The following is a 21,810-nucleotide window of genomic DNA, read 5'->3' on the forward strand; positions in this document are numbered from 1 at the left end:
TCGGCCACCACCGGTTCGGCGGTTTGACCGTTCGGCTGGGCGTCGACCACCACGCGAGGCCGCCGTCGGTCGTTCGCGACTCATTTTCCGGCGATCACGCTTTTCGATCGTCGGAAAATCAGGCGCGAGCGGCCGACCTCCCGGGCGGCCGAGCCCGCGACGCCGGAGGCGGCGCAATTAGACACAGCAATCGATACAGCTCTCGGGCTGGTGAAGGTTGGTGGTGGGCCGGTCCATTCGCCTAGGGCCGCGAGGGTTCGGTAGCGCATGGCTCGGACTACTTCCCGGAACCTCGGGCCGGGTTCGTCGGTGAGTAGTGGGAGGGCCTCGTGCAGGCGGCCGAGGTTGGCCAGGACGGCGCCGTGGTGGGCCAGCAGTTCGCTTTCGTCGATCCACCACGCCCACGGTGGGGCCGACGGGTCGTCTTCGAGGGCCGCGCGGGAGCGGTCGAGGGCGTGGAGGGCCGGTGACGTCAGGCGCATTCGGGAGTAGGCGCGGGCGCGGCGGAGGGCGAACATGGCGCGTACGCGGGGCGAGGTGGTGGTGGACTCGCCGTGGTCGGCCAGGTGGAGGGCTTCCGTGAACCTGCCGACGTGGGCGCGTTGCATCGACATGGTCAGCAGGGTCAGGGTTTCCAGGTCCCGGTTGCCTGCGGCACGGGCCAGTGCCAAGGCGGCGAGGTTGTGGTGGTGCGCCTCGGGTTGGCGTTCCTCCTCGAACAGGATCCAGCCGGTGACCTCGGCCAGTTCGGCGAGGGCGTCGACGGTGTCGCGAGTGGGCGGCGGGGCTTGTCGAAGAGCTTGAACGGCCAGGTTCCCGATATCGCGTGCGTCCGGCTCGGCGTCGAGGGCGATCAACATCTTCGTGACCGCGCGGATGCCCGCCGCCACTAGCCGAACCGGCGCAGTGTCAGGCCGTCCGGACCCACTTCATCGAGCAGGTCCAGGGCCGTCCGCAGTCCCAGCGCCACCTGCACGATGGTGCACCACCACCTCGCCATTGTTAGGCGTGGGCCGCCTGTGACCAATGTTAGGGGTGGGCCGCCTGTGACCGCTTACATGCGCTCTGCTACGGTTCCGCCCACGGGTTTCCCGCTCCACGGCAGGTCGGCCGGGTTCCGCGCTCGGGGCGTGTCCCACCGCCGACCACGTGGAGAGCCGGCCTCGGTCGCACGCATTCGGGAACGTGCGTGCCGAGGCCGGCTTCCCCCGTCTTCACACCACCGTCACGAGTACCGGGCGAAGTCGAACTCCTGCCCCGTCACCGAACGTCCCAGATCCGTGCCGAGCTGCGTGAGCAGGTCCACCAGCTCCAGCCCCGCCAGCCAGTCCCGGGGCAACGCCGCCGTGCCGTGCAGGGCGCCCAGGATGTTGCCGGTCAACGCCGCCGTCGCGTCACTGCCGCCGGAGTGGTTGGCCGCCGCGCGCAGCGCGTCGACGAACTGCGCCCGCTTCGGGTACACCAGCACCGTGTGCACGGCGATCGCCAGCGCCTCCGGCCCGGTCCACCCGCTGCCCAACCGGTCCACCCGCACCGAGTCGAACCCCAGCGCCTTGTGCTCGTCGGCGAACACCACGGCCCGGTTCAGCGTGTTCGCGGTGTACGGGTCGTCCCGCAGCACCCGTCCGATGACCTGGTCCACCGCCTCCCGCATCGGCCGCCCCTTCACCGCGAGCAGGTGGATCAGCAGCGCGAACGCCCCACCGGACACCCAACCGCCGGTGCCGCCGTGGGTCAGCGCGGCGAACCGGCACCCCAGGTCGTAGGCGATCTCGGCGCTGGGCGCGAACCCGGCCGGCGCGGTGCGGGTCACGCCGTTGCAGCCGGACGACTCGTTGTGCGGCTGCTCCGGCGTCGGCGGCGTGTCGGCGGCCAACGCGCGCAGGCACGTCAGACCGGGCGACCGGCTGGAGTACAGCCGCTCGTCGCCGACCAGGCCGACCGCACCCGGCTCGGGCGCGGCCACCTGCTGGGTGATCAACCACCGCCGGTAGCTCTGCCACACGATCTCGACCGGGTCCCACTCGCCCGTGGCCCGCCCGTGCACCCACGCCCGCAGGTAGCCGTCCGCGGTGAACAGGGTGAGCTGCGTGTCGTCGGTGACCAATGCGGGACGCGGCGGCTCGAGAACACCTTCCGGGCCGTGGTCTCGTTGGATGTCCGTCCACCCCAGGTACTGGATGGGCGCGCCAAGGGCATCGCCGAGCGCACCGCCCAACAGGCAAGCGGCGCCACGGTCGACCACGTTCATCGGCTCGCGCGGCACTTGCCCTCCTGCACTAGCCCAGAAGCCGGCTGGGACTGTCCGGGGCCAAAACCCTAGCCGTCGTGCCGACGTCCGGTCATGGGAGCACGACTACTTGAGCAAGCAACATTTACCCACAGGTATCTAACGGCACACCGGGCGCACCTGATCCAGTGACCGAGCCGTGAGACTGGGCGGGGGAGGGGCATGGCTGACCGGAGCAAGAGCGGGCTGGAGTTCGGCGTCCTCGGACCGTTGCAGGTGCTCGCGGACGGCCGGCAGCTCGTGATCGGCCGCAAGGGCATGCGCGGTCTGCTCGCGATGCTGGTGCTGGAGGCCAACCGGGTCGTCCCGATCGACGAGATCGTGGACTGCCTGTGGGCCGACGAGCCACCTGCCACGGCCAGGACGATCGTGCACGGTTACGTGTCGCGGCTGCGCCGGATGCTGGAGCAGGCCGACCCGGCGGGCTCGGCGCGGATACTCACCACGCCGCCCGGCTACCAGCTGTCGGTGGACCCGTGGCGGCTGGACTTCCACCGGGCCCGGCAGCTCGTGTCGAGCGCGCGGGGCAAGCCCGCGCCGATCCGGGCGCAGCTGCTGCGCGAATCGCTCGGCCTGTGGCGGGGCCAGGTGCTGGCCGACGTTCCCGGTGATCCGATCACGACCGACCTGGAAGAGCTTCGGCTTGCCGCAGTGGAAGAGCGCATCGAGGCCGAGCTGGAACTGGGCAGGCACCTGGAGCTGGTGGGCGAGCTGCGGCAGCTGGTGAACGAGTACCCGTTCCGGGAACGCCTGGTCGGTCACATGATGCGGGCGCTGTACCGGTCGGGTCAGCGGGCCGACGCGTTGGAGGCCTACCAGCGCTTCCACCGGCGCGTGGTCGACGAGCTGGGCATCGACCCCGGTCCCGGCCTGCGGGTGCTGCACGAGCAGGTGTTGCGGGACGACCCGGCGCTCAGCTCGCCCGGCCTGCCCGAGGCGGCCCCGGTGCCGCCGCGTCCCGGCGTGGTCGTGCCGGCCCAGTTGCCCGCCGCGGCCAGCGGTTTCATCGGTCGCGACGAGGAACTGGCCTGGTTGGACCGCCTGTGCGACTCGCGCGACCTGGCCGCCACCACGATCGCCGTGGTCAACGGCGCGCCGGGGATCGGCAAGAGCGAGCTGGCCGTGACGTGGGGGCACCGGCGGGCCGAGCAGTTCCCGGACGGGCTGCTCTTCGCCTCCCTCAACGGTTTCGCGCCCGACCGCGAGCCGGTGGAGCCCGCCGAGGTGCTGGCCCGGTTCCTGCTGGCGCTCGGCGTGCCCGCGGACGGCGTGCCGCGCGACCTGGACGACCGGGTAGGGCTGTACCGGTCGGTGCTGGCCAAGCGGCGCGTGCTGGTCGTGCTGGACGACGCGTGGGACCCCGAGCACGTCCGACTGCTGCTCCCTCCAGGCGCGGGTTCGGTCGTGCTGGTGACCAGTCGCCGCCGCCTGGAATCACTCGTCGTCAGCAACGGCGCGCGGATGCTCACGCTGGACACGTTGTCCGATGAGGAGTCCGTCCGACTGGTGGACGAGGTCGTCGGCAAGCCGTTGTCCGACCAGGAGCCGGCGGCCATCCGGATGCTGGTAGAGCTGTGCGGCAACCTGCCCCTGGCACTCCGCATCGCCGCCGCGAAGCTCGTGTTCAGTCCTGAGTGGACAGTGGAGGCGCTGGTGGCCCAGCTCTCCGACGACGACACCCGCCTGCGCACGTTGGACTTAGCCGACTCCGGTGTCGGCGTCGGCCGCGCGTTGGCGGTGTCCTACCGCAACCTCCCGCCGGAACTGGCCGAGACGTTTCGCGCCGCCGGTCTGGTGCCCGGGCGGTGGGTGAGCCCGCACGCCATCGCCGCGGTGTGCGACATCGACCTGGGCACGGCCGCCGGCCGGCTGGCCGACCTGGCCGACGCGCACCTGCTGGTGGAGCAGTGGCGCGGCGGTTTCGTGCTGCACGACCTGGTCCGGTTGTACGCCCGGGAAGTGCTGGAGGAGCGGAGACACGACGGCGCCCTGCGCCGGCTGATGGAGCACTACCTCGCCGCGTGCGACCACGCGCGACGGCTCATCCGGCCGGTGTCCGACGGCCTCGACTTCACCGACTCCACCGCGCCCAGGCCGGCCACGTCGGGGCAGGCGCTGTCCTGGTTCGACAAGGAGTGGCCGAACCTCATCGCGCTGGTGCACGCCGGTTCGGAGGCCGGTCTGCACGAACACGTCTGGCAACTCGTGCGGCTGGTGCACACCTACTGCGTGACCAGGCTGGTCAGCCGCGAATGGCACGGCATCGCCGAGTTCGGCCTGGCATCCGCCAGGATCAGCGGCGACCGCCGCGGCGAGATGCTGGTCCTGAACGCGATGCACGACATCAACAACCGCGCGGGAGCCCTCCGCGGCACACTCGAACACGCCGAACTGGCACACCGCATCGCGGTCGAGCTGGGCGAGCCGCGCTACCTGGTGATGACGCTGGACCAGTTGGCGTTGGCCCTCAACGCCGAGGGACTGGTGGAGGAAGCCCTGGCGCACTACCGGGAAGCCGTCGACCTGGCCCGCCGGGACGGTGACGCGCTCGGCGAGGCCACCGTGCTCAACAACCTCGCCCACGTGGAGCAACGGCTCGGACACCGGGAAACGGCCGCGCGACACCAGTTCCTGGCCATGGAGATCTACCACCGCAACGGCGACGAGCGGGCGTACGCCGTCGCGGTGAACAACCTGGCCGAGCTGTACGCCGAACTGGGACTGCTGGCCGAGGCCGAGGAACACGCCCGCCAAGGCGTCGAACTGGCCCGCGGCGGCTCCATGCAGTTCGAGGAGGCGTGGGGCCGCGAAGTCCTCGGTCAAGTGCTGACGAAACGGGGTGAACGCGTTGCGGCACAAGCAGAGCTGGCCGAATCGCTTCGGCTGTTCGAACGCCTCGGCTCACCCCGGGCGATGTTGGTCCGAACGGCTCTTGAAGCCTTGACCTCCGAGGTTTAGCCGCTGTTTAGCGCGACCGCCCGAAATCGTGGGAACTTGGACACGGTGCTGATCAAGCGAGTAGTGGTCGGCGCCGGGTGGCTCTTGGGAGGGGGAACCAGGGGGGAAGCCACCCGAACCAGCCGGCCGGCGTTCGGGGGAGAGCGCCGGCCGGCTGGCCTGTTCCTGCAGTTCATCGCGCCGCCGGCCACCAGTCCCACCCGCTCCGCACCCAACCGGCGGGAGCCGGACTCAACCCCAACCCTCAACCCCAACCCTCAACCCCGGAAAACAAACCCCGGGGTCAAGCCGCGTCACTCCCCGCAGACCGGCAACAACTCAGGCCGCTTGGGCGCCAGCCCGTCACCCATCGACTCGCCCCGCAACTGCCGCGCGATCCACGGCATCACGTGCTCCCGCGCCCACTTCAAATCGTGCCGGCGCTGCGTCATCCAATCCTCGTCCGCCGGCGGCGGCCAAGGGGTGTTCCACTCCTCGTCCGACTTGAACCCGAGCACCTCGGCAGCCCGCAGCGCCACCCGCCGGTGCCCCTCGGACGACAGGTGCAGCCGGTCCTCGCTCCACGCGCGCCGGTCGTGCAGCACGGTCATCGACCACAGGTCGACCACCTTGCAGTGGTACCGCTCGGCGACCGACCACAGGTGGTTGTTGTAGATCGCGATCTTGCCGCGCAACGACCGCAGCAGCGGCGTGTGCTTCGGGTCGAACCCGGTGAAGATCAGCACCTCCGCGCCCGCCGCCCGCAGGTCGGCCACCGCGATCTCGTACACCTCGGCCAACGCGTCCGCGTCGCTGCCGGGCACCAGGATGTCGTTGCCGCCCCCGCACAGCGTCACCATCTTCGGCTTCAGCGACACCGCCAGCGGGATCTGCTCGTCCACGATCTCCTGGAGCATCTTGCCCCGGATCGCCAGGTTCGCGTACCGGAAACCCTCCTGGCGGGTCGACATCATCGCGGCCAGCCGGTCGGCCCAGCCCACGTAGGTGCCGTTCGGCGCCGGATCGTCCATGCCCTCGGTGAAGCTGTCACCCACCGCGACGAAGCTGTCCAGACCGTGCATCGCCCCTCCCCTCCGCGCGACACCCCCATGACCGCGCAGGACAGCATGCAACGCCAGGTCCGACCCGCGCCACCGGCAATTGGCCGCCCTGTTACCAAGGTGTCACTCGGTGGTGTGAACCAGTGTCTGCATTGGGTGATTCACCAGGTTCCGGACCACCGAGTGCGTCGCACATCACGTCGAGCGAAGGACCGGTGCGCGGGAGGGGCCGCCGCCAGGTACCTCCCGCGCACCGGTGTCGATCGACCGGCTCTTCTCAGCCGGCCCGTCCTGAACCAGCCGTCACCTCAGCCGGCCGCCACCTCGACCGGCGTCTCGTACGCCGTCCGCAACCGCAGCTCAGCCCCCGGTGACGCGCCCAACGCGTCCAACCCGAGCAGCGCCGCCCCGACCACCGGCGGCACGTCCACCACCCGCACCCGAGCCGCCGGCGCGTACGCCCGCAGCCGAACGTCGACCGCGTCGACCACCACACCGCTCGTCCCGGTCAACACCCCACCGCCGAGCACCACGTCCACCGGCTCCGCCAGCAGCGCCAACCGCGACAGCGACACCCGCGCCAAGAGCACGATCTCCTCCACGAGCCGGTCCACCACCGTCCGCGCCACCGCGTCACCGGCCGCCGCCACCTGGAACAGCAGCGGGCACAGCGCGTGCGGGTCGAACTCGACCTCCTCGAAGTGCAGGAGCTCGACCGCCTCGGCCAACGTCGCCGTGCCGTAGTGCGCGATCACCGCGTCCAGCAACGCCGTCGGCTCACCCCGCCCGTCCTCGGCGCGCACGGCCAGCCACAACGCCTCCGACCCGATGTGACCGCCACCACCCCAGTCACCCGAGATCCGCCCCAACGCCGGGAACCGGTGCGTCCGCCCGTCCGGCGCGACCGCCACGCAGTTGATCCCCGCCCCGCACACCACGGCCACGCCGATGCCGTCCGCCGTGCCGGCCCGCAGCAAGGCGAACGTGTCGTTCCCGACGACCGTCGTCCCCGACCACCCACGCGCCTCGATGGCCGAACGCAGGTCGTCCTCTTCCTTCGGCAGGTCAGCCCCCGCCAGGTACGCGGCGGTGTGCGCGGCGATCGGCTCGTCCGCGCCCAGTCCCGCCCGCCGGGCCGCCTCACGGGCCAGCCCTTCGAACACGTCCACGCTGCGCTGAAGACCCACCTGCTGCGGTGACGCACCGGGCCCGCGCACCTGCGCGAGCACCCGCCCGTCCACGTCGACCAGCGCCATGGCCGTCTTGCTGTTCCCGCCGTCGATGGCGAGCACCCGGTCCGTCACTGGACCCCTTTCCCCCCGTGCACGTCTCCCGCGGGCCCCTTCGCCCACGGCAGGAAGTCCGCGTTGCGCGCCACCAACTCGTCGGCCAGCCGGTCGGCGATCGAGTGCTGCCCGATCAACGGGTGCGCGAGCAACGCGTCCGCCACCCGGTCACGCCCACCGCGCACCGCCGCGTCCAGCGCCAGCTGCTCGTAGCTCGTCACGTGGGCGATCAACCCGGTGATCGACGGCGGCACGGACGGCACGGGCAGCGGCGAAGCACCCTTGGTGTCCACGACCGCGGGCACCTCGATCACCGCGTCGTCGGGCAGGAACGGCAGCGTGCCGTCGTTGCGGACGTTCACCACGTGCCGCTCGGAATCTGCCGCTCCCGGCCCGGCCCCGCCGGTCAACGCGTGCACCAACTGCACCGCCGCCTCCGAGTAGTACGCGCCACCACGCTGCGACAACTGCGCGGGCTTGGTGACAACCCCCACATCGCCGTACACGTCGAGCAGCTCCTTCTCCACCCCCGCCACCACCTCGGCGCGCGGCGGTTCGGTCTTCTGCTTCCGCACCACCTCGTCGTGGTCGTAGAAGTACTTCAGGTAGTACGACGGCACCATCCCCAACCGCCGCATCAACGACGCCGGCACACCGATGTGCGAGCCCAACGCGTCACCGTGCCGGTCCAGCAACTCCGGCAGCCGGTCCACGCCGTCCACGAACACCCCGGTCTCCCACGTCAAGTGGTTCAACCCGACGTGCCCCAGCCGCACGCTCTCCGGGTGCACGCCGAGCAGCGCGGACGTCCAGCGCTGGAACGTGATCGCCACGTTGCACAGCCCCACCGCCCGGTGCCCGGCCTGCAGCAACGCCCGCGTCACGATCCCGACCGGGTTGGTGAAGTTGACGATCCAGGTGTCCTCACCGGCTATCGCGCGCACCCGTTCGGCGATGTCCAGCACCACCGGCACCGTCCGCAGAGCCTTGGCCAACCCGCCCGCGCCGGTCGTCTCCTGCCCGACGCAGTCGCACATGAGCGGGAACGTCTCGTCGGACGCCCGCGCGGCCTGCCCGCCGACCCGCAACTGGAGCAGCACAGCGGACGCCCCGTCGACCCCCCGCTCCAGATCCGTGGTGGTGGTGACGACAGCAGGGTGCCCGGCGTGCTTCAGCAGCCGTTGCGAGAACGCCCCCACCACCTCCAACCGCGACACGTCCGGGTCGACCAGCACGATCTCGTCCACCGCGAGGCTCGTGCGCCGCCCCGCGATCCCGTCGACCAACTCCGGCGTGTAGGTCGACCCGCCCCCGACAACGGTGAGCTTCACCCTTTGACCCCCGTGAACGTGATGCCCTTGACGAACGAGCGCTGCGCGAACACGAACAGCACCACCGCCGGGACCATGATCAGCAGCGTGACCGCCATGGCCAGGTTCCACTGCACGTGGTGCATGCCCTTGAACGACGACAGCGCCAACGACAGCGTCCACTGGTCCGGCTTCTCGCTGGTGTACAGCAGCGGGCCGAAGTAGTCGTTCCACGTGTAGAGGAAGCAGAACAACGCGGTCGCCGCGATACCCGGCCGCGCCATCGGCACGATGATCCGCACCAGCGCCTGGAACTCGGAGCACCCGTCCACCCGTGCGGCATCCACATAGGACTGGGGAATCGTCAGGATGAACTGCCGCAGCAGGAAGATGCTGAACGCGTCGAACAGGAAGTACGGCGCGATCAACGGCCACAAGGTACCCGTCAGCCCGAGGCTCGACCACGTGTCGTACAACGGCACCGCGACCACCTGCGGCGGCAGCATCATCGCGCCGACCACCAGCAGGAACACCGCGTTGCGGCCACGCCACTTCATCTTCGCCAACGCGTACGCCGCCGGGATCGACGACAGCAGCATCCCGATCGTCGCCAACAGCGAGTACAGCAGACTGTTACCCAGGTACTTCAGCAACGGCGCCTTGTCGAAGACCTCCAGGAAGTTGCCCCAGTGCCACTCGCGCGGCCACAGGTCCTTCGTGAACGCCTGGCTGTCCGACATCACCGCGGTCAGGAACACGAACACGATCGGCAGCGCGAACATCAGCCCGAGCGCGATGCCGAGGCTGTGCACGGCCACCCAGTCGAGCACCCGCCGCCAGTCGCGCGGACGGCGTGGCTCCCGCGACGGGGACGAGGCCGGCGACGTGACGGGGAGCGTTGCCGTCGTCATGCGCCCGGTCCCCCTTCCTCCTGGTGCGCGGACTTGCGCATGCGCTGCACCAGCAGCGCGGTCGCGGCGAACAAGATGACGAACAGCACGGTCGCCATCGCCGCCGCGTAACCCATGTCGAAGTAGCGGAAGCCCTGCGTGTAGAGCCACACCGGGAACGTCAGCGTCGAGTTCTCCGGGAAACCGAGGTTCTTCGTCGCGCCGGTGACGTCGGCCGACCCGCTCGCCGCCGACCCCGCGACGACCGCCTGCGTGAACAGCTGCAACGCCAGGATGATCGAGTTCACCACGCCGAACATCAGCACCGGCGAGATCGTCGGCAGCGTGACGTGCCACCACCGCCGCACCGGGCCCGCGCCGTCCAGCTCGGCCGCCTCGTACTGCTCCTGCGGCACGTCCAGGATCGCCGCCAGAATGATGATCATCAAATCGCCGGACACCCACAGCATCACCGCCGCGATGCCCGGCTTGGCCCACGCCGGGTCGGCGAACCACAACGGGCTCTCGATGCCGAACCAACCCAGGAACGCGTCCAGCGGACCCTCGTTCGGCCGCATGACCAGGAAGAACACCAAAGTCGCGGCCACCGGCGGCGCCAACGAAGGCAGGTAGCACAGGGTGCGCACCAACCCCACACCCGACTTCAACCGGGCGACCACCGACGCCACACCCAGCGCGAACACCACGCGGGCGACCGTCAGCACCACCACGAACCACAGCGTGTTGTAGACGGCGGTGCGGAACAGCTTGTCGGAGAACATGTAGGCGTAGTTCTCCAGCCCGATCCACTCGGGCGGGTTGATCAGGTCGTACTTGGTGAACGAGAACCCGATCGTGGCGATCAGCGGGTAGCCGAAGAACAGGGTGAACCCGAGGATCGCGGGCGCGAGGAACGCCAGCACGGTGAGGCGGTGACGGGCCCGGGAGCGGGACCGCCCCTTGGCAGGGGCGGTCCGCACCACGTCCACGCGCTCCAGCGTGGCCGTCATCCCTACTTGCCGCTCTTCGCGATCTGGTCGTCGATCTGCTGGTCGACTTCCTTCAGCCCGGCCATCAGGTCGGGCACCTTGCCTGCCTGCCACGAGGTGGCGAAGTCGCCGATGGCCTTGATGTGCGCGTCACCGATCGGCGTCACCGGGTTGCCCTGGAGCTTGCCGGAGGTGGCCAGGTCGATGAACGTCTTGAAGTTCTCGTCCACCTCCAGGCGCGGGTCGGCCAGCGCCGCCTTCGTGCTCGGGATGTTCTTGATCCCGTTGGCCAGGTTCACGATCGCCTCGGTGTCGAACGACAGGTGCTTGATCAGCTCCCACGCCGCGCCGGGGTTCTTCGCGCCCTTCGGGACGCCCATGATCGTGCCGGTGGTGAACCCGATGCCGTACAGCTCCGGCTTGATCGTCGGGAACGGCGCGGTGCCGAACCTGACGTCCGGGGCCTGGTCCTCGAGGAACGCCGTGCGGTACTCGCCGTCGATCATCATGGCGATCTTCTTCTGGTGGAACGCGTGGTCGTTCGAGTACTCCTGGCCGAGCCCGGCGCGGAACCGCTCCAGGTTCTCGTAGCCGTAGAAGTCCACGAGCTGCTTCTGGAACTCCAGCATCGCCGCCCACTCGGGGCTGGCGAGACCGGACTTGCCGTCCGGGGTCTCCCACTTCGCGCCGAAGTTCGGCGCCCAGATCGGCGGGCGGTTGGCGTAGAACAGCATGGTCGGCAGGAAACCGGCGACCTCGATCGTGCCGTCCGGCGCCTTCTTGGTGGTGCGCTTGGCGAAGTCCAGCAGTTCGGCCGTCGTCTTCGGCGGCGCGGTGATGCCCGCCTCGGCGAGCATGTCCTTGTTGTAGTACAGCCCGTACACGTCGCTGAGCATGGGCATCGCGCAGCGGTTGCCCTTGTACTCGGTGTAGGAGCGGACCGCGTCCGGGATCTGGCCGAGGTCGACGTCGTCGCGCTCGATGTAGGGCTTCAGCTCCTGGAACGAGCCGCTGGAGCAGAACTGGCCGATGTTGTCGGTGGTGAACGACATGGCCACGTCCGGCGGGTTGCCGCTGCGGATGCCCGCGGTGATCTTGTCGTCGTCCTGGCTGCCCTCGTGCTTGATCTCCGCGTTCGGGTACTTCTTCTTGAAGCTCTCCAAGGCCTTGGTGACCTCGTCCTGCTCACGTCCCGAGTAGTTGCTCCAGACGGTCAGGGAGAACTTGTCGTCCCGGCCGGGAGCCGCCGCTGGCCCCGACTGCTCGGTCTTGCTGCCCGAGCCTGCCGCGCACGCGGTGACGGACACCGCTGCGGCCACGCATAGCAACGCTGCGCGGTGGAGCTTGCGCATGTGCTCTCCTTCAGGTCAACGTGCGGACGGGGACGTTGCTGCGGCTTGCTCTTCTCGTCGAGGGCCGCGGAAGGGTTCGGTCGTGGCGGCCGGAAGACCGAACACCTGTTCCCTGACGACCGACAGCGCGGAGTGCAGTGCGCCGGAACGCACCGGTTTCCCGGTCACCAGGGCGAGTTGGACGGGGGTGCGTGGAACCACCAGGTGCCGCAGCTCGGCGGCGACGAGGTCGGCGAGCGTGGTGCCGCCCGCCTGCGCGATCTCGCCGGAGAGCAGCACCAGTTCGGGGTCGAGCACGGCGATCACGTTCGCGACGCCGGTGGCGACGCGGCGGGCCAGGTCCACCAGGAACTCGCGGCCGGCCGTTCCCGCGCTCAAGGCCTTCTCCACGGCGGCCTGACCGGTGCGCGCGGACACGCCGTGCGCGCGGGCCAGGCGGGCGATGGCGCCGCTGTCCAGCAGGTCGCCGTAACGGCTGCCGGTGCGTGCCGTGCCCGTGTCGGCGTGCGCGTGGTCGGGGACCTGCAGGGCGTCGATCTCGCCCGCGCCGCCGGTCGCGCCCCGGAGCAGGACGCCGTTGACGACCACGGCCGCACCGACCGCGTCGGCGGGCCAGAGCAGGACGAAGTCCCGCACCCCGACCGCGCGGCCGGCGATCATCTCTTCGAGGGCGACGAGGTTGACGTCGTTCTCGACCGTGACGGAGGTGTCGAGGAGGGCTTCCAGCTCCTCCGGGATGTTCTTGTTCTCCCAGCCCGGCATGTGCGGCGCGTAGTTCAGGCGCCCGGTCGCCGGGTCCACCGCGCCGGGACTGCCCACGACGACGTGGTGCAGTGCGTCGGTGGTGAGGCCCGCCTGGGCGGCGGTCTTGGTGATCGCGCTGTGGAACGCCTCCAGCACGTCGGTCTTCGGCATCGGGGCGCGGTGCTCGGTGAGCGTCGTGCCGGAGATGTCGGCGATGGCGATGTCGATGGTGTCGGGGGTGAGGTCGACCGCGGCGACGTGCGCGAGCGCGCCGTTGACGGTCCACAGTTGCGCCCGCGGACCACGCCCGCCGCCCCGCAAGCCGTTGCGCAGGACCGTGCCCTCGGTTTCGAGGCGGGTGAGGAGCTGCGCGGTCGCCGGCTTCGAGAGGCCGATGATCCCTTCCAGCTCGGCCCTGGTCAGCGGGCCGTTGCGGAGCAACGCCTCGATCGCGGCGCGGTCGTTGATCTCGCGCAGCAGCCTCGGGCTCCCGGCTCGCATCGTCTCTCCTGTCTGTTAACTTTCCAGACGATTTCGTGGTGACGGTAGTGAGGGGGATTACCCCGGTCAATGCTCCGAGACGGGTCCGTTACCTGAGTTAGGTTTGCCTAAGGCACCCTGGAGGTATGACCGACACGCGTCAGGAGTCGCTGGCCGCCCTGTTGGGCGGGCGGGGTGGGGCGTTGGACGCCTCGCTGCCGCCGTTGGCCTTCGTGGTGGGGTGGTTGCTGGGTGGGCGTTCCATCGCCGCCGGTGCTCTCGTCGCCGTCGCGTGCGGTGTCGTCGTCGGCGTGGTGCGGGTGGTGCGGGGCGGACGGCCGCGCGCGCTGCTCGTGTCCGTCGCGCTGGTCGTGCTGGCGGCGTACATCGCGTTGCAGACGGGGCGGGCCGAGGACTTCTTCCTCGTGCAGATCTTCCTGAACGCCGCGTCGGCGCTCGTCTGGTCGGTGTCGATCGTGCTCCGCTGGCCTCTTCTGGGAGTGGTCGTGGGCCTGGTCACCGGCCAGAAGTTCAAATGGCGACGCGACCCGGACCTGATGCGCGCCTACCGAATCGCCTCGTGGCCGTGGGTGGGTCAATACGTTCTGCGCGTAGTCCTCTTCGGCGCCTTGTGGCTGGCCGGCGAGGTAATCCTCCTGGGCATCATGCGAGCAGTTCTGACTTGGCCCCTGCAAGTCGCGTGCATAGCCGTGAGCTGGTGGATCCTCCGCCGAACCCTCCCCGCCGACCACCCGGGCCTACGCCACCCCCGCACCTGAACGTTGAACTCGGGGCACCTGAACGTAGGACTCTCGCAACGCGAACGTAGGACTCTCGCGTGTGTCCTACGTTCAGAACGGGTGTGTCCTACGTTCAGGTTGGCCTGGGTGCGGATTCGCCCAGGACTTTCACGGCTGCCAGCCACGCTGCGCCGGCTGCGCCTTCGGTGGCTACGCGCACCGGGGCGGTGGTGCGGGTTGTCAGTTCGCGTTTCAAACGCTCGCCCAGGGGGTGGGCGTGGATCAGGCTGCCCATCAGGACGATCGGCGTTTGGTCGTGTTCGGGTCTTGTCGCTTCGGCCAGGTCGGCCAGGGTGCGCACGGCGGCCGTGATGATTCGGTCCGCTGACGGTGCGGTGGCGTGGGTCGTCACGAGGGGCGCGTAGGTCGCCAATCGGATCGGCGGGGCGTTGTTGGCGGCGGTGATCAGTCGGCGCCATTGGTCGCGGTGGGGCAGGGCGGGAATGCCCGCGCGGTTGAGCACGGCGGTGGAGAGGGCGTCCAGGCTGTCCTTTTCCAACGCTTCGAGCGTCGCGCGCACGGCCTCGCGGCCCAGCCAGAACGCCGAACCCTCGTCACCCAGCAACCAGCCGTAACCGCCGGCGGTGGACACCAGCTCGTGCTTCTCGATCCTCGCCGCGATCGAACCGGTCCCGGCCACCAGCACCGTGCCGTCCGGTGACGACGAGCCGGTCGCGAACGCCGCCTCGCAGTCCGTGATCACGTGCATCGGGCACCGCAGTCCCGCACCGGTCCACGCCGCCTCGAACAACGCCGCCACCGCCGGGTCGGTCAGCTTGCTCGAACCGGCCATGCCGAGCACACCCGACTGGACCTTCGCCGGGTCCAACCCGTCCAACGCCGCCGTCAGCGCCTGGCGGACGTGCGCGGCGGCCTGCTCCGGCGAGTGGGAGTTGGGGTTCGCGCCGCCCGCGACCCCGGCGCCCAGCCGGGTGCCGTCCAGGTCGAGCACCAACGCCCGGGTGCTCGTGCCGCCCGCGTCCAGACCCACCACGAAACCCATTCGCACGAGTATGCCCAGCGAGCACCGGGTCCGGCACGCCCAACCGGGTTGTGCCGGACCTGGCTCTCCGTGATCAAGGTCCAGGGATCAAGGCCAGGGGATCAAGGCAGGGGAACGAGGACCTGCGCACGGTCGCCCGACGCGTTGTGGTGGTGCAGCAGGAGCAGGCTGTCCGCTTTGTCCGCCGCCAACGACTCCGGATCGCGCCGCACCTCCAGCACCGCCCCGGACTCCGCCACGAACGACACCTCGCCGAGCCCCAACCCGGGCCGCAACGGGTCGAACGACATCGGCGTGTCGATCCGGTCCACGAACCCGTCCGCGTTCCCCGGCGCCGGGTACTGCCCGGACACCCCCGCCGTGTACGTCAGCCGCGCGCTGCCCACCGCCGGGTCGATGCCCAACGCCGCCAACTCCACCGGCAGCACCACCACGTTGCTGTCCATCAGGTTCGTGTCGACGTCGCCGTACTGGCCGTTGAGCGGCTGCTCGTCGACCACCGTGTGATCCGCCACCCGCACGGTCCGCGCCAGCCACACGTCCGCCGTGACGCTGCCGCTCGCGTCGGTCGGTTTGACCGCCCGCACGGTGTAGTCCTGCACGCCGTCACCAGTCGTGTCGATGCGGATCTCCGGGCTGTTGGCGCTGCCGAGCGTCACCCAGTTGTGCCAGGTCACCACCCCGAACGCGAGCATCCCGCCGGACGACGCCGCGCCCACGTACCGCAGGTCACCGCCCTTCGCCGAACCGTTCAACGCGCAGTCGACCAGCACCCCGTCCGTGCAGTCGGGCAACTCCGGGCTGCTGCCCTGCAACTCGAACGCGCTGAGCAACGACCGGTACGCCTCGTCACCCTCGCCCTGGTCGAGCGCGTACCCGCGCAACACCAACGTGCCGTCACCCTGATCGACCGCCTCCACGTCCGCGACCGGCTTCGGCGCCGCGTACACCGGCACCCGGAGCGCGGCCTCACCGGACCGGACGAGCACCCGGCCGGACGCCTCCGCCAGGAACTGCCTGGCCACGTCCGCCTGCTGCTTCACCACCGTCGGGTCGGCCACCTTGCGCAGCTCACCGGGCGTGACGCGCAAAGTCACCCGGGCCGTCTTCGACCCGCCCGGCGGCAGCAGGAGCACCGGTGGCGACACCTCGAACTGCGCGCCGGGCACCGTCGTCGCGGCCTGGTAGGACAGCGCCGCCGTGCGCCACCCGGAGGACTTGTTCACCACCTTCAACGCCTTCGTCACCGACAACGGAAGAGCGGCCTCGACCGGCCCGAACGTCACGCCGACCGTGCCCGGGTCGTCCTGCACCATGGCCAGCAGGTCGACGTCCACCGCGTCGAGCGCGTCCACCCGACCCGCGCCGACGCGCATCGGGGCCTCGGGCGTGCCGGTGGTGTGGTCGTCGCCGTCGGTCACCTCGCCGTCGGCGGTGTTCATGATCGCGGCCTTGACCTCCTCGACGGTCCACTCCGGGTGCGCCTCGCGGACCAGCGCGGCGATGCCCGCCACGTGCGGCGCGGACATCGACGTGCCGCCCATGCTGATCGCGCCGACGCCGGTCCCGACCTCGGCGGACAGGATCGTGTCACCGGGCGCGGCCACGTCGGGCTTGGCGGCCGAAGCACTGCGCGCACCCCGCGACGACGACGGCGTCATCGTGTCGGCCAGGTTCGGCGTCGTCGTCGGCACGGAGTTGCGCAGCGACCCGAGCATCCGCACCTGCAACGTCCCACCGGTCAACGCGGGCCGCACCGCCTCGGTCGCGGTGCCGGTGAACTGGAACACCGGGATGCGGGCGTTGCCCGCGATGGCCGCCCTGAAGTTGTCGCTGGTCGCGGTGAACAGCGCACCCTCCGCGCCCGCCGCCTCGGCGTTGTCGGTCCGCGCGCCCGAGCCGCACTCGCGGGTCGTGTCGTCCTCGTCCCACTCCAGCCACACGTACTTGCCGTTCAGGTCCTCGGTGATCGGCGCGCAGCCGTCGAGGTTCGCCGGGTCGGACACCGGCACCACGGGCAGCGTCTGGTCGAGGGTGTCGTAGCCGGTGTAGCTCTTGCTGTACTGGCCGGGCTGCTGCGCGCCCGCCACCTCGACGCCGTCCAGGATCGCGAACGCGTCCCGCGTGTTGGCCACCGCCAACGCCTCCGGCGTGTTCGCGGGCGAGCCGCCGACGTCGTAGAAGTCGCCGCCGTTGCCCGCCGACGCGACCACCATCACGCCGTGCTCCACGACCTTGCGCACGAACAGGCTGTCCGGGTCGTCCTGGCCGCCGAAGTCGTTGCCCAGGGACAGGTTCACCACGTCGAGGTGGTCGCCGAAGTCGCCGTCGCCGTTCGGGTCGAGCGACCAGTCGAGGGCCTGGGCGACGAGTTCGGTGGACCCGGTGCAGCCGAACACCTTCAACGCGTACAGCGACGCCTTCGGCGCGGTGCCGGGGCCGATCTTCATGCCGGCCACCGCCTCCGGCGTCAACGTGCGGTAGTCGCCGGTGAACGTGGTGCCGTCCGCGTTCTCGCCGTACCCGGCGGCCGAGCCCGCGACGTGCGTGCCGTGGCTGTGGCAGTCCAACGGGTTCGGGTCGGGCGCGGGCGTCGCCTTCTCCGGCACGTGCGCGTCGTAGTCGTCACCCGCGAAGTCGTGACCTCCGACGACTTTCGCGGTCGCGGTCCACGGCGCGGTGCGGTCGACGGCCTCGTAGGCGGCGGGAGTGCCGGGTCCGCCGAAGTCGGCGTGCGTGTAGTCGATGCCGGTGTCCACGATGCCGATGCGCAGGCCCTCGCCGTACCGGCCGGTGTCCCGCCACACCTGCGCGGCCCGCGTCAGCTCCACCGACGACGCGTTCCGCACCACCTTCGGCACGGTCAGCCGCACGGCCTTGACCTCGGGCAACGCGGTCAGCTCGCGCAGCTTCGCGGCGTCGGCGGTGACCACCACGCCGGGCACCGCGTTGCGCGTCTTGGCTACCTCGCGGGTGCCCGCGTCCTTGTCCCGCAACGCCTCCACCACCCGGTCGGCCTGCACGTCGGTGCGCTGCCGTGCCGCTCGGGCCGCCGCCGCCGGGTCGCCCGCGCCGCGCGCCTTCTCGTCGCCGTACGCCTCGGCGGCCGGGGTCTCGGTCAGCTCGACGAACGCCGTGACCGGCCCGTTGGCGCGGGCGAGCGCGCCGCCGGCCGTGCTTCGCAGGGGTCCCCGCCCGGGGGTCCCCTGTTCTTGATCCTGCCGGCCGGCACCGACGATTTCGCGCGCTCCGCCCGGCCCTGTGGACAACTCCGATCCTGTGGACGACTCCGGCCCTGTGGACGACTCCGGGCCGCCGATCCGCTCGGACGACCCGGTGCCCGCGTGCTCGGCGCGGTTCGGCGGCAGCGGTTCGGCAGCCTGCTCCGCAGACACCGGGCCGCCGCCGACAACAACCGTGGCGAGCAGTGCGGCGGTGGTGGCGGCGGACGCCCACACCACACGGTGGAGTTTCATCGCAACCTTTCGTGACCAGGATTCATCGGACCAATAACCGGACAACCTCTAGACGGACCCGCGTTGGGGCGCTATACATCCGATCTATCGACCGGCTGTTGAGGAGGACCTGCCGTGCAGTTGCTGCGCCTGGGACCGTCGGGCTCCGAACGCCCCGCCGTCCGTGCCGACGACGGCGTCACGTACGACCTGACGCCGGTGACCGACGACGTGACCGGCGCGTTCCTGGCCGACGACGGCATCACCCGCACCCGTGCCGCGCTCGCGGCCGGTGAACTCCACCCGGTCGTGGTCGACGGCGTGCGGATCGGACCGCCGGTGACGGGCGTGGGCAAGATCGTCTGCATCGGCCTCAACTACCGGGACCACGCCGAGGAGACCGGCGCACCGGTCCCGGCCGAGCCCGTGGTGTTCCTCAAGACCCCCGACACGATCGTCGGCCCCGACGACGAGGTGCTCGTGCCGCGACGCTCGGTGAAGACCGACTGGGAGGTCGAGCTGGGCGTGGTGATCGGGCGCACCGCCCGGTACCTGGAGTCCACCGAGGAGGCCCTGACCTGCGTGGCGGGGTACACCCTGTCCCACGACGTCAGCGAGCGCGAGTTCCAGCTGGAGCGCGGCGGGCAGTGGGACAAGGGCAAGAACTGCGAGACCTTCAACCCGCTCGGACCCTTCCTCGTGCCCGTGGACGAGATCGACGACCCGCAGGCACTGGGCATGCGGCTGTGGGTCAACGGCACACCGCGGCAGGACTCCTCCACCAAGAACATGATCTTCCCGGTGGCCGAGCTGGTCCGCTACCTGAGCTGGTTCCTCGTCCTCCGACCGGGTGACCTCATCAACACCGGCACGCCGGCGGGCGTCGCACTCGGGCAGCCGGAGCCGAAGCCGTACCTGAAGGCGGGTGACGTGGTGGAGCTGGAGATCGACGGGCTCGGCCGCCAGCGGCAGACGTTCGGCCAGGCGTGATGGCGGGCCAGGCGTGATGGCGACACCAGAGGCGCGGATCGTCGCGCTCGACGTGCTGGACATCCGGTTCCCGACCTCGCGCGAGCTGGACGGCTCGGACGCGATGAACCCCGACCCCGACTACTCGGCCGCCTACGTCGTGCTGCGCACCTCCGAAGGACCGGACGGGTACGGGTTGGCGTTCACCATCGGCCGTGGCAACGACGTGCAGGCCGCCGCGATCCGGTCGTTGGCGCACCACGTCGTCGGCCGACCCGTGCCGGAGACGGCCGCCGACCTGGGCGCGCTGTACGCGGAACTGGTCGGCGACTCGCAGCTGCGGTGGCTCGGCCCGGAGAAGGGCGTCGCGCACATGGCGCTGGGCGCGGTGGTCAACGCCGCGTGGGACCTGGCGTCCCGGCGCGCGGGCCTGCCGCTGTGGCGGTTCCTGTCCTCGATGACGCCGGAGGAGATCGTCGGCCTGGTCGACTTCCGGTACCTGTCCGACGCGCTCACCCCGGACGAGGCGCTGGAGATCCTGCGCCGCGCCGAACCCGGACGCGCCGAACGCGCGGAGATCCTGGTCAGGGACGGCTACCCGGCCTACACGACGTCACCGGGCTGGCTCGGCTACTCCGACGAGAAGCTGGCGGGCCTGGCGCGGCAGGCGTTGGCCGACGGGTTCGACATGATCAAGCTGAAGGTCGGCGGCAGCCTGGAAGACGACGTGCGCCGGATGAAGCTGGCCCGCGAGGTCGTCGGCGAGGGCGTGCGCGTCGCGGTGGACGCCAACCAGCGGTGGGACGTCGACACGGCCATCGCGTGGATGCGCGAGCTGGCCCCGTTCGACCCGTACTGGATCGAGGAGCCCACCTCGCCGGACGACGTGCTCGCGCACGCCGCGATCGCCAGGGCGTTGAGCCCGATCAAGGTCGCCACCGGCGAGCACGTGCAGAACCGGGTGGTCTTCAAGCAGCTGCTCCAGGCCGGCGCGGTGGACGTGGTGCAGCTCGACGCGTGCCGGGTCGGCGGCGTCAACGAGAACGTGGCGATCCTGCTGCTGGCGGCCAAGTTCGGCGTCCCGGTGTGCCCGCACGCGGGCGGCGTGGGCCTGTGCGAGCTGGTCAGGCACCTGGCGATGGTCGATTTCGTCGCGGTGTCCGGTTCGCTGGACGGCCGGGTGATCGAGTGGGTCGACCACCTGCACGAGCACTTCACCGACCCGGCCGTGGTGCGCGACGGCCGGTACCTCGCGCCCGCCGAGCCCGGTTTCTCGGCCAGGCTGCGCGACGAGACCCTGGCCGACTACCGGTACCCGGACGGTCCTGTGTGGACGGATCCGACGGACGCGACCGACCCGACGGAACCGACGGAGCCGACGGACCTGGCTGACCTGACGAACCTGACGAACCTGACGAAGCCGATGGACCTAGCCATCGGCGGAGCCGACGATCAGACGGAGGAGCGTTGAGCGAGTTCGAGGGCCTGGTCGCGGTGGTGACCGGCGGCGCGTCGGGCATCGGCCTGGCCACCGCACGGCTGCTGGCCGCACGGGGCGCGACCGCGGTGGCGCTGGACCTGAACCCGCGGGTCGACCCGCCGTTGCACGGCATCAGGGTGGACGTCACCGACGACGCGTCGGTGCGCGCCGCGATCGACGAGGTGGTCGAGCGGTTCGGCCGGCTCGACGTGGTGGTGAACAACGCGGGCATCGGCGCGCAGGGCGACGTGGCCGCGAACCCGGACGACGAGTGGCACCGGGTGCTGGACGTGAACGTGGTCGGCATGGCCCGCGTCGCCCGCGCCGCCTTGCCGCACCTGCGGAAGTCGCCGTCGGCGGCGATCGTGAACACCGGCTCCATCGCGGCCTGGACAGGTCTGCCGCAGCGCGCGCTGTACTCGGCGAGCAAGGGCGCCGTGCACGCGTTGACGCTGGCCATGGCCGCGGACTACGTGCGGGAGGGCATCCGCGTGAACGCGGTGGCCCCCGGCACGGCGGACACCCCGTGGGTGGGCCGCCTGCTCGACTCGGCGCCGGACCCGGCCGCCGAGCGGGCCGCGTTGGAGGCCAGGCAGCCGCACGGGCGGCTGGTCTCGGCGGACGAGGTCGCGGGGGCCATCGCCTACCTGGCCGGTCCGCTCTCCGGTTCCACCGCCGGCACCGTCCTCGCGGTCGACGGCGGCATGCACGGGCTGCGGTTGCGCTCCCCCGAGAACAAGCCCGAGTCGTAGCTAACCGAAACG

16 protein-coding genes are annotated in these 21,810 nt (G+C 70.7%); 5 read left to right on the forward strand and 11 right to left on the reverse strand.

What is annotated here, in order from left to right; genetic code table 11:
* Nucleotides 1–80: 80 nt before the first annotated feature.
* Nucleotides 81–860 (reverse strand): NsdA family TPR-like regulatory protein, encoded by a 780-nt coding sequence (locus FM051_RS27510; RefSeq protein ID WP_158848270.1) that lies wholly within the window; start codon nucleotides 858–860, stop codon nucleotides 81–83.
* A 365-nt stretch (nucleotides 861–1,225) separates the two neighbouring features.
* The gene (locus FM051_RS27515) at nucleotides 1,226–2,266 is read right to left on the reverse strand and encodes an ADP-ribosylglycohydrolase family protein (RefSeq protein WP_158848272.1); all 1,041 of its coding nucleotides are present in this window, start codon (nucleotides 2,264–2,266) and stop codon (nucleotides 1,226–1,228) included.
* Nucleotides 2,267–2,452: 186 nt separating this feature from the next.
* Here FM051_RS27515 and FM051_RS27520 point away from each other — a divergent pair, with 186 nt between their 5' ends.
* Nucleotides 2,453–5,248 (forward strand): AfsR/SARP family transcriptional regulator, encoded by a 2,796-nt coding sequence (locus FM051_RS27520; protein WP_158848274.1) that lies wholly within the window; start codon nucleotides 2,453–2,455, stop codon nucleotides 5,246–5,248.
* A 293-nt stretch (nucleotides 5,249–5,541) separates the two neighbouring features.
* Here the strand turns inward: FM051_RS27520 and FM051_RS27525 are convergent, their stop codons facing one another.
* The 7 genes from FM051_RS27525 to FM051_RS27555 form a co-directional block, all read right to left on the reverse strand.
* Nucleotides 5,542–6,309, reverse strand: coding sequence for an SGNH/GDSL hydrolase family protein (locus tag FM051_RS27525; RefSeq protein ID WP_158848276.1), 768 nt, complete (start codon nucleotides 6,307–6,309; stop codon nucleotides 5,542–5,544).
* A 287-nt stretch (nucleotides 6,310–6,596) separates the two neighbouring features.
* Nucleotides 6,597–7,592, reverse strand: a complete 996-nt coding sequence (locus FM051_RS27530; protein WP_158848278.1) for an N-acetylglucosamine kinase — start codon at nucleotides 7,590–7,592, stop codon at nucleotides 6,597–6,599.
* Nucleotides 7,589–8,905 (reverse strand): 6-phospho-beta-glucosidase, encoded by a 1,317-nt coding sequence (locus FM051_RS27535; protein WP_158848280.1) that lies wholly within the window; start codon nucleotides 8,903–8,905, stop codon nucleotides 7,589–7,591. Before FM051_RS27535 ends, FM051_RS27530 begins: the two co-directional genes overlap by 4 nt.
* A complete protein-coding gene (locus FM051_RS27540) occupies nucleotides 8,902–9,795 on the reverse strand; it encodes a carbohydrate ABC transporter permease (RefSeq protein WP_158848282.1) in 894 nt (297 codons plus the stop codon). Before FM051_RS27540 ends, FM051_RS27535 begins: the two co-directional genes overlap by 4 nt.
* Nucleotides 9,792–10,784 carry a carbohydrate ABC transporter permease gene (locus FM051_RS27545; RefSeq protein ID WP_158848284.1) on the reverse strand — a complete coding sequence of 331 codons (993 nt, stop codon included), beginning with the start codon at nucleotides 10,782–10,784 and terminating at the stop codon, nucleotides 9,792–9,794. The genes FM051_RS27540 and FM051_RS27545 overlap by 4 nt, the downstream gene beginning before the upstream one ends.
* Nucleotides 10,785–10,786: 2 nt before the next feature.
* On the reverse strand, nucleotides 10,787–12,115 hold the full coding sequence (locus FM051_RS27550; RefSeq protein ID WP_158848286.1) for an ABC transporter substrate-binding protein: 1,329 nt from the start codon (nucleotides 12,113–12,115) through the stop codon (nucleotides 10,787–10,789).
* A gap of 15 nt (nucleotides 12,116–12,130) precedes the next feature.
* Complete coding sequence (locus tag FM051_RS27555; protein WP_158848288.1) at nucleotides 12,131–13,360, reverse strand: ROK family transcriptional regulator; 1,230 nt, start codon at nucleotides 13,358–13,360, stop codon at nucleotides 12,131–12,133.
* A 125-nt stretch (nucleotides 13,361–13,485) separates the two neighbouring features.
* On the opposite strand from FM051_RS27555, the gene FM051_RS27560 reads away from it, so the two are divergent.
* Nucleotides 13,486–14,118: a DUF3159 domain-containing protein gene (locus FM051_RS27560; RefSeq protein ID WP_158848290.1), complete on the forward strand. Its 633-nt coding sequence runs from the start codon at nucleotides 13,486–13,488 to the stop codon at nucleotides 14,116–14,118.
* 94 nt (nucleotides 14,119–14,212) lie between these two features.
* On the opposite strand, the gene FM051_RS27565 is transcribed toward FM051_RS27560, so the two are convergent.
* Both FM051_RS27565 and FM051_RS27570 read right to left on the reverse strand, forming a co-directional pair.
* Complete coding sequence (locus tag FM051_RS27565) at nucleotides 14,213–15,142, reverse strand: N-acetylglucosamine kinase (protein ID WP_158848292.1); 930 nt, start codon at nucleotides 15,140–15,142, stop codon at nucleotides 14,213–14,215.
* Between the two features lie 101 nt (nucleotides 15,143–15,243).
* Nucleotides 15,244–18,618, reverse strand: a complete 3,375-nt coding sequence (locus FM051_RS27570; protein ID WP_158848294.1) for a S8 family serine peptidase — start codon at nucleotides 18,616–18,618, stop codon at nucleotides 15,244–15,246.
* A 114-nt stretch (nucleotides 18,619–18,732) separates the two neighbouring features.
* Here FM051_RS27570 and FM051_RS27575 point away from each other — a divergent pair, with 114 nt between their 5' ends.
* Genes FM051_RS27575 through FM051_RS27585 form a run of 3 tightly spaced genes read left to right on the forward strand, consistent with a single transcriptional unit; the run spans nucleotide 18,733 to nucleotide 21,798 of the window.
* On the forward strand, nucleotides 18,733–19,587 hold the full coding sequence (locus FM051_RS27575) for a fumarylacetoacetate hydrolase family protein (protein WP_158848296.1): 855 nt from the start codon (nucleotides 18,733–18,735) through the stop codon (nucleotides 19,585–19,587).
* Between the two features lie 16 nt (nucleotides 19,588–19,603).
* Nucleotides 19,604–21,037 carry an enolase C-terminal domain-like protein gene (locus FM051_RS27580; RefSeq protein ID WP_158848298.1) on the forward strand — a complete coding sequence of 478 codons (1,434 nt, stop codon included), beginning with the start codon at nucleotides 19,604–19,606 and terminating at the stop codon, nucleotides 21,035–21,037.
* A complete protein-coding gene (locus tag FM051_RS27585; protein WP_158848300.1) occupies nucleotides 21,034–21,798 on the forward strand; it encodes an SDR family NAD(P)-dependent oxidoreductase in 765 nt (254 codons plus the stop codon). Before FM051_RS27580 ends, FM051_RS27585 begins: the two co-directional genes overlap by 4 nt.
* Nucleotides 21,799–21,810 lie beyond the last annotated feature (12 nt).

The organism is Saccharothrix deserti, assembly GCF_009769385.1.
Classification (GTDB): Bacteria; Actinomycetota; Actinomycetes; order Mycobacteriales; family Pseudonocardiaceae; genus Actinosynnema; species Actinosynnema deserti.

Excerpts from the sequence above, each read along its gene's own strand:
- FM051_RS27565 (WP_158848292.1), bottom strand. The coding sequence starts at position 15,142 with ATGGGTTTCGTGGTGGGTCTGGACGCGGGCGGCACGAGCACCCGGGCG.
- FM051_RS27525 (WP_158848276.1), bottom strand. The coding sequence starts at position 6,309 with ATGCACGGTCTGGACAGCTTCGTCGCGGTGGGTGACAGCTTCACCGAG.
- FM051_RS27580 (WP_158848298.1), top strand. The coding sequence starts at position 19,604 with ATGGCGACACCAGAGGCGCGGATCGTCGCGCTCGACGTGCTGGACATC.
- FM051_RS27555 (WP_158848288.1), bottom strand. The coding sequence starts at position 13,360 with ATGCGAGCCGGGAGCCCGAGGCTGCTGCGCGAGATCAACGACCGCGCC.
- FM051_RS27550 (WP_158848286.1), bottom strand. The coding sequence starts at position 12,115 with ATGCGCAAGCTCCACCGCGCAGCGTTGCTATGCGTGGCCGCAGCGGTG.
- FM051_RS27510 (WP_158848270.1), bottom strand. The coding sequence starts at position 860 with ATGTTGATCGCCCTCGACGCCGAGCCGGACGCACGCGATATCGGGAAC.
- FM051_RS27545 (WP_158848284.1), bottom strand. The coding sequence starts at position 10,784 with ATGACGGCCACGCTGGAGCGCGTGGACGTGGTGCGGACCGCCCCTGCC.
- FM051_RS27540 (WP_158848282.1), bottom strand. The coding sequence starts at position 9,795 with ATGACGACGGCAACGCTCCCCGTCACGTCGCCGGCCTCGTCCCCGTCG.
- FM051_RS27520 (WP_158848274.1), top strand. The coding sequence starts at position 2,453 with ATGGCTGACCGGAGCAAGAGCGGGCTGGAGTTCGGCGTCCTCGGACCG.
- FM051_RS27570 (WP_158848294.1), bottom strand. The coding sequence starts at position 18,618 with ATGAAACTCCACCGTGTGGTGTGGGCGTCCGCCGCCACCACCGCCGCA.
- FM051_RS27560 (WP_158848290.1), top strand. The coding sequence starts at position 13,486 with ATGACCGACACGCGTCAGGAGTCGCTGGCCGCCCTGTTGGGCGGGCGG.